Here is a 7,606-nt window from a genome sequence, read left to right on the forward strand (position 1 = left end):
CTGTGAGGGACACGATCGCCTCGTCCCGACAGGAGCGCACCTCCATGCCCCGCCTCGCCCTCTACGCCCTCGCCGTCTGCGTGCTCGCCGTCGCGGCGGCCGTGCTCTCCTTCGCCCGGGGCAGCTGGATCGGGGTCGTCTGGGTGCTGCTCGCGGGCCTGTCCTCCAACATGGCCTGGTACTACCTGCGGCGTGCACGCATGGCGACGGCTCCGTCACAGGAGCACTGACCCGCCCGGCGGCGCCTCCCCGCCCACCAATAGCGTTGCGGTGGTCACGACAAATTCGCGGAACCAGGGGGGAACCGCCGGTGTCCTACATCGTCTTTTTCGCGCTGCTCACGGTCGTCTGTATCGGCCTTCTCGTCCTGACGCAACGGCAGTTGACGCGGGCCCGGTCCTACGACCCGTCGGTCGCGGCGGGCGTCCGGGCCTCCGAGGGGACGCTCCAGTGGCGCCGTGCCGTCCTCGTCCTGTGTTCGCTCGCCGCCGTCGGCGGGCTCATCGCCATGACGAGCGCACACGACCAGGAGACCTGGACGGACGGCGAGGTTCTCGGCGTCGCGCGGGACGCGGCCGACACGCTCAACGGCAGCGAGGCCGTGTCGAGCCCGGACAGCGCGGTGAACGACGCCGTGGGCAGGGCGATGGCGGACGCCGACGGCCCTGGGCTGCTGAGCACCGAGCCCACCGGGCAGGACGACGCGGACGACGACAGCGGCTACGGCGAGAGTGACGACGAGGACGGCGGCGGCGACACCAGCTATGTCATCAGCGATCACGGCAGGCACGCCGCCTGTCTGACCGTCACCTCGTCGGCGGGTCCAGGCGTCCTCGTCCCCGTACCGGACCTCGGCGACCCGGGCGGCTCGACCAGCTCCAGCATCGACACGTACGACCTGAGCGCGACGGCGACGGCCGGCGCCTGCTGACGCGGCTCAGAACCGGAAGAAGCTCGGGTCGGCGCACTGCGGGGTCTGGGTGGTCCAGAACTGGAACATGTTCTGCCCGCAGTAGACGGAGTTCTGGTCCACTCCGAGGTGGCCGAGGATCGCGTCGATCAGGTCGAAGAACGCGTTGTTGACCGTGCCCTGGTAGAGGACGACGAACACCGCGATCAGGCCGAACGGCGCGAACGGCGCGATCTGCCTGCGGATCTTGTGCGAGAGCCAGGGCTCGACCACGCCGTACCCGTCGAGGCCGGGCACCGGAACGAAGTTCAGCAGCGTCGCGGAGATCTGGAGGAACGCGAGGAAGCCCAGCGCCTGCTGGAACCGCAGGGGTACGCCGTCCAGGCCGCCCAGCCAGAACGGCGCCGTGCACACGAGGGCGAACAGCGCGTTGGTCAGCGGCCCCGCGGCCGAGATCGCGCTGTGCTTCCAGCGCCCCCGCACCCGGTCGCGCTCGATGTAGACCGCGCCGCCCGGCAGGCCGATGCCGCCGAGGATCACGAAGATCACCGGCAGCACGATGCTCAGCAGGGCATGCGTGTACTTGAGCGGGTTGAGCGTGAGGTAGCCCTTGGCCCCGATGGTGATGTCGCCGCTGTGCAGGGCGGTGCGCGCGTGCGCGTACTCGTGCAGGCACAGCGAGACGACCCAGGCGGACACGACGAAGAGGAACACCGCGAAGGCCGCGTTGTCGGCGAACCCCGTCCAGACCCCCCAGCCGGACACCGCCATGACGGCGGCGATCCCCAGGAACACGGGACTGACGCGCCTCTCGGTCCTGCTACTGGCGGTGACACTGCTCATAGGGGCTCCCCCGGACGGGCTCGGTGGTACTGGATGAACCGTACTGGGTCCCGGTGACAGCGGCGTCCACGACCACCGGGCCAGGTGCCGGAGTCCGGTTCCGCGGGTCACCCCACGGCGCCGTTTCCCGGCCCGGCGCGACACTTCGGGCCGTTGGCCACAGGGTTCCCACAAGGAGCGCCTCTACAGTGCTGTCGTCCTCGCCGGTGAGGGCGCGCCGCCGCCACGCGTGCCTCCCGATGCCGGCGGAAGGGGACGGCAGGCCCACGAGAGGGACAGTTGCATGTACGGTCTTCGACTGCGCCGCACAGCCTCCGTGCTGGGCGCGGGACTCGCGACACTTCTACTGACCGCCTCGCTGGCGGGTTGTTCGGGGGGTGGCGGCGCTTCCGCCTCCGGCTCGGCCTCCCCCGGCGCCTCCGCCACCGCGTCGGCCCCGGATACGGCGCCGGCCTCCGCCGGGCGGCCCAACATCGTGTTCGTCCTCACGGACGATCTCTCCTCGAACCTCGTCCCGTACATGCCCCACGTCCAGCAGCTGGAGAAGGACGGGACGAGCTTCTCCGACTATTTCGTGACGGACTCGCTGTGCTGCCCGTCGCGTTCGTCCATCCTGACCGGTGACTACCCGCACAACACGGGTGTGTTCACGAACAACGGCGACGACGGCGGCTACCAGGCGTTCAACAAGAACGGCGACGAGAAGAAGTGCTACGCGCCGGCCTTGCGGAAGGCCGGGTATCGCACCGGCTTCATGGGCAAGTACCTCAACGGCTACCAGCCGGGCGACGACAACGGCACCGGCAAGCCGTACGTGCCGCCCGGCTGGGACGAGTGGGATGCCGCGGGCAACGGCTACCCGGAGTTCAACTACAACCTCAACGAGAACGGCAAGGTCGTCCACTACGGGCACGACCCCGAGGACTACCTCACGGACGTGGTCTCCAAGAAGGCCGGCTCCTTCATCGACAGCGCCGCCTCCGACCACAAGCCGTTCATGCTCGAACTCGCCACGTTCGCCCCGCACGCCCCGTCGACCCCCGCACCGCGCGACGCGGGCACCTTCCCGGATCTGAAGGCGCCCCGCACCCCCGCCTACGACACGCTCTCCTCACCGGCGCCGAAGTGGCAGAGCGGCCTGGCTCCCCTGTCCACGGAGGACCAGGCGTCGATCGACAAGAAGTTCGCCAAGCGGGCACGCTCCGTGCAGGCCGTCGACGACATGATCGCGAGTGTCCGGTCGCATCTGGCGGCCAAGGGCCTCGCCGACAACACCTACTTCGTGTTCAGCTCCGACAACGGCTTCCACATGGGCGAGCACCGGCTGCGGCCCGGCAAGCAGACGGCGTACGACACGGACATCCGGGTGCCGCTCGTGGTGGCCGGGCCGGACGTGCCGGCGGGCCGTACGGTCTCGCAGCTGGCGGAGAACATCGACCTCAGCCCGACCTTCCAGGACCTCGCGGGCGCCGGCGCGCCCTCGGACGCCGACGGCCGGAGCCTGGCGCCGCTCCTGCACGGGCAGCAGGTGTCCGACTGGCGGCAGGCGGTCCTGGTCGAACACCACCACCCGGCGTCGAAGAAGAACGACCCGGACGCGGCCCCCGACGACAGCGGCAACCCCCCGACGTACGAGGCGGTCCGTACCGCGGACTCCCTGTGGGTGGAGTACGCGGACGGTGAGCGCGAGTACTACGACGTGGCCACCGACCCGAACGAGCTGCACAACCGCGCGGGGACTGTCTCCGCCGCGCGGCGCGACTCCCTGCACGCCCTGCTCAGTGCCATGCAGCACTGCTCCGGGGCCGCGTCCTGCGCCAAGGCGTCCGTGCCGGCACCCTGAGCCGGACTCGGCCGCCTCCGGCATCCCGCCCGAGGCGGCGGAGTCCGGCCCGGGCCTCCGGCCGCACGGGTTCAGCGACGTCCGGTGCCGGCGGGCGGGACCGGGCCGCGCTCCCCCGGATCATCTGGTGCGCTGCCGGGCCTTCGGTGCCGTGGTCCGTCCGGGGCCGCGGCCCCGGCGGGCGATCCTGCCGCCGCCGGGCCGCGCGGCCGGGACGGGGGCCGCGCGCTGCCAGGGGCGTACGAGCGTGAGGAAGGCCAGGGTCGCGCCGACGGCGCAGAAGAGCTGTACGAGGGCCATCGGGACGGCCGTGTGCTCTCCCGCGATACCGACGAGCGGGGAGGCGAGCGAGCCGATGAGGAACGACGACGTGCCGAGCAGCGCGGAGGCGGAGCCCGCCGCGTGCGAGGCGCGCATCAGGCCCAGGGTGTTGGCGTTCGCGTTCACCAGGCCCATGCCCATCATCAGCGCGAACAGTCCGGCCGCGACGGCGAATATCCCGACGGGGCCGAGCACGCCCGTGGTCATGAGCAGCAGGGCGGTGGCGGCGGTGGTGATCAGGACCAGACCGCAGCCCATGATCTTGTGCATGCTGAACCTGCCGACCAGAACGCGGCCGTTGAGCTGGCCGATACCGACCGAGCCGACCGCGTTGACGCCGAACAGGATGCTGTAGGTCTGCGGTGACGCGCCGTAGATGACCTGCATGACGAACGGCGAGGCGGACACGTACGCGAACAGCGCGGTGAACGCGAGCGTGCCGGTCAGCAGGTAGCCGCTGAACGCGCGGTCCCCGAGCAGCCCGCGCATGGTGCGCAGCGCGGTGCCCACGCCGCCGCCGTGCCTGCGCTCCGGCGGCAGCGTCTCGTGCAGCCATTTCGCGGCCACGAGGGTGAGCAGCGTCCCCACGACGGTGATCACCACGAAGATGCCCCGCCAGTCGGTGAAGCGGAGCATCTGGCCGCCGAAGACGGGCGCGACGATCGGGGCGACCCCCGAGACGAGCATGAGGCTGGAGAAGAACCGGGCCATCGCGACGCCGTCGAACAGGTCGCGGACGACGGCGCGCGAGATGACGACGCCGGCCGCGCCCGCGAGGCCCTGGACGAGCCGTACGCCGATGAGGACTTCGGCGTTGGGGGCGAGCGCGCACACGACGCTGGCGACGACGTACACGGTCATGCCGACGAGCAGCGGCCTGCGCCTGCCCCACTTGTCGCTCATCGGGCCGATGACGATCTGGCCGAGCGCCATGCCGATGAGGCAGGCGGTGAGCGTGATCTGCACGGTGGCGGCGGGCGCGTGCAGGGCGCCGGTCACGGCGGGGAGCGCCGGGAGGTACATGTCGGTGGAGAGCGGCGGGAGGGCGGTGAGCCCGCCGAGTACGAGGGTGAGCAGCAGCCCGGCCCGGCGGGCGGGCAGGGACCCGCCGGGCGAAGAGGCGGCGCCCGCACCGGAGCCGGCGGTCGTGGTGGGAGTGGAACGGGGACGGTGGGGCGTGGGCTCCGCGTGGGCAGAAGGGCCGCCGGCCGGCATGACATCTCCTAGGTCGTCGAGTCATTCCATATGCTCGCAGCTGTCGACGGCTTCGGACGACAGGGAAAAAGGGAGCAGACCGTGGCACGGTGGGGCGTAGTGGCGACCGGCGGGATAGCGGCGCGGTTCACGCAGGACGTACAGGCGCTGGACGGCTCGGAGGTCGTGGCGGTCGCGTCGCGCCGCGAGGCGTCGGCGAAGACCTTCGCCGACCGGTTCGGCGTCCCCCGCGCGTACGGGTCCTGGGCTGGCCTCTTCGCCGATCCGGAGGTGGATGTGGTGTACGTCGCCACGCCGCACTCCGCGCACCGGGCCGCCGCCGGCGCGGCGCTGGAGGCGGGGAAACCGGTGCTGTGCGAGAAGCCGTTCACCCTCAACTCCCGGGAGGCCGAGGAGCTGGTGGCGCTCGCGCGGGAGCGCGGCCTGTTCCTGATGGAGGCGATGTGGACGTACTGCAACCCGGTGATACGACGGCTCGTGGAGCTGGTGCGGGACGGCGCCATCGGTGAACTACGGTCGATTCAGGCGGACTTCGGCGCCGCGGGGCCCTTCGCCCCCGGCCACCGCATGCGCGCCCCCGAGCTGGGCGGCGGGGCGCTCCTCGATCTCGGCGTGTACCCGGTGTCCTTCGCGCAGCTGCTGCTCGGCGAGCCGGCCAGGATTCAGGCGGACGCGCAGCTGTCGCCCGAGGGCGTGGATGTGAACACCGGAGTGCTGCTGGGCTGGGAGAACGGCGCGGTCGCGGTCCTGACGTGCGGCCTCGACGGCAGCTCCGGCACCCGCGCCACGGTGACCGGTACGCGCGGCAGGATCGAGGTGCCCGAGGGTTTCTTCTCCCCCGACTCGTTCGTCCTGCACCGGCGCGGCGCGGACGCCCCCGAGACCGTACGGGTCCACTCACCGCTGCACGGCATGCAGCACGAGGCGGCCGAGGTGGCGGCCTGCCTGGCGGCGGGCCGCACGGAGTCGTCCCTGGTCCCGCTGTCGGGCACGCTCGCGGTGCTGCGGACTCTGGACGCGGTACGGGAGCGGGTGGGCGTGCGCTACCCGCAGGACGAGGCGCGCTGACCCGCGGGGCGGCGCAGCGGTGACGCGGTCGCGGACGTCGCCGCTGCGTCGCGCTGCCACTGCGACCGCCACGGGTCACCGCCTCTGCGACTGTGGCCTGCGGGTCACTCCGTGCCGCTCCGCACCGCATGACGGAGCATGGTCAAAGGAGTTTTGGTCATTCCTTTCGAATAAAAGGATGGTTCGGAGGACAGAGATGCCGCATGGTCACCTCAGTCAAACTCCGCCTCGCCTGTCTCTTCTCGGCCGCGATCGCGGCGGTCGCCTCCGCCGTCGTGCCCGCCTCGGCCGAGCCGGGGCCCCTCCCGCCCGGCGCCGGCGCGGTGTGCCGTGACGTCACGTTCCCGGTGGAACTGACGGACGGCTCCGCCCAGAAGATATCCGGGCAGTACTGCGCGCCACGCTCCCGCGCGGTCGACACCGTCCAGGTCCTGGTGCACGGCGCGACGTACAACCACACGTACTGGGACTTCCCGTACGAGGGGAGCACCTACTCCTACGTCGACCGCGCCAACCGGCTCGGTTACGCCACCCTCGCCATCGACGAACTCGGTGACGGGGCGAGTTCCCGTCCGGCGTCCACCGCCCTCACGTTCCCGGCGATCGCGGACAGCATCCACCAGGTCATCAGCCAGGTCCACGCGGGAGCGCTCGGCCGCCACTACGCCTCCGTCATGGCGGTCGGCCACAGCTTCGGCTCCGCCGAACTCATCGAGGAGATCGCGGAGCACGGGGACGTGGACGCCGCGGTCCTGACCGGCTCGGGACACGCGACCAGCTCCATCGTCGCGGGCCTGCAGTCCACGGTGTTCTACTCCGCGAACCACCTGTCCCGGTTCGCTTCCCTCGACGACGGCTACGTGACCAGCTCGCCGGGACAGCGCGCGGCCATCCTCTACTACCCGCCGCTCGCCGACCCGCGCGTGGTGGCCGCCGACGCCGCCACCGAAGACGTCGTCAGCCAGACCGAGTTGACGACGCGTCCCGCCGACCTGGGCGCCCTGATGAAGAAGATCACCGTCCCCGTCCTCCTGGTCGACGGCGACAAGGACAACCACTACTGCACGCCCGATGTGGACGGCACCGCGGGTACGGCTCTCGGCTGCACCTCGACCACGGAGTTCTACCAGCACGAGGCCGCCAACTTCAGCGGCGCCTGCTTCGGCGCGATGCTGGTGCGCTCCGGGCACGACATCACCCTGCACGTCACCGCGCCCCAGTCGTACACGGACATCCTCGCCTGGGAGCACGCCACCCTCCCGGCCCGCGGCCACGCCGCACGCTGCGCCGCCGAGGGCCCGCTGCCGACGCCCGGCATCCCGCTGCGGTGACCGGCGGGCCGTGTCCTAACCTCGGCCCATGACCGAGTCCCCGCGTACTCCGGCGCCCCCGTCCTCGACCCCGTC

The 7,606-nt window shown here is 71.4% G+C and carries 7 protein-coding genes; 5 read left to right on the forward strand and 2 right to left on the reverse strand.

Annotated elements, in window-relative coordinates:
- The first annotated feature begins 44 nt into the window (after positions 1–44).
- Positions 45–230 (forward strand): hypothetical protein, encoded by a 186-nt coding sequence (locus tag LCE31_RS33340; protein ID WP_263632614.1) that lies wholly within the window; start codon positions 45–47, stop codon positions 228–230.
- Positions 231–310: 80 nt separating this feature from the next.
- The gene (locus tag LCE31_RS33345; protein WP_225021148.1) at positions 311–931 is read left to right on the forward strand and encodes a hypothetical protein; all 621 of its coding nucleotides are present in this window, start codon (positions 311–313) and stop codon (positions 929–931) included.
- 6 nt (positions 932–937) lie between these two features.
- Here the strand turns inward: LCE31_RS33345 and LCE31_RS33350 are convergent, their stop codons facing one another.
- A complete protein-coding gene (locus LCE31_RS33350; RefSeq protein WP_225021150.1) occupies positions 938–1,753 on the reverse strand; it encodes a site-2 protease family protein in 816 nt (271 codons plus the stop codon).
- A 283-nt stretch (positions 1,754–2,036) separates the two neighbouring features.
- Here LCE31_RS33350 and LCE31_RS33355 point away from each other — a divergent pair, with 283 nt between their 5' ends.
- A complete protein-coding gene (locus LCE31_RS33355) occupies positions 2,037–3,596 on the forward strand; it encodes a sulfatase family protein (protein ID WP_225021151.1) in 1,560 nt (519 codons plus the stop codon).
- Positions 3,597–3,716: 120 nt separating this feature from the next.
- Here LCE31_RS33355 and LCE31_RS33360 read toward each other — a convergent pair whose 3' ends face one another.
- Positions 3,717–5,132, reverse strand: coding sequence for a multidrug effflux MFS transporter (locus tag LCE31_RS33360; protein WP_225021153.1), 1,416 nt, complete (start codon positions 5,130–5,132; stop codon positions 3,717–3,719).
- 30 nt (positions 5,133–5,162) lie between these two features.
- Here LCE31_RS33360 and LCE31_RS33365 point away from each other — a divergent pair, with 30 nt between their 5' ends.
- A complete protein-coding gene (locus LCE31_RS33365) occupies positions 5,163–6,200 on the forward strand; it encodes a Gfo/Idh/MocA family protein (RefSeq protein ID WP_225021156.1) in 1,038 nt (345 codons plus the stop codon).
- A gap of 203 nt (positions 6,201–6,403) precedes the next feature.
- Positions 6,404–7,531, forward strand: a complete 1,128-nt coding sequence (locus LCE31_RS33370) for an alpha/beta hydrolase (protein WP_225021157.1) — start codon at positions 6,404–6,406, stop codon at positions 7,529–7,531.
- The last annotated feature ends 75 nt before the right edge of the window (positions 7,532–7,606 follow it).

This window comes from Streptomyces sp. 8L, from assembly GCF_020176795.1.
Classification (GTDB): Bacteria; Actinomycetota; Actinomycetes; order Streptomycetales; family Streptomycetaceae; genus Streptomyces.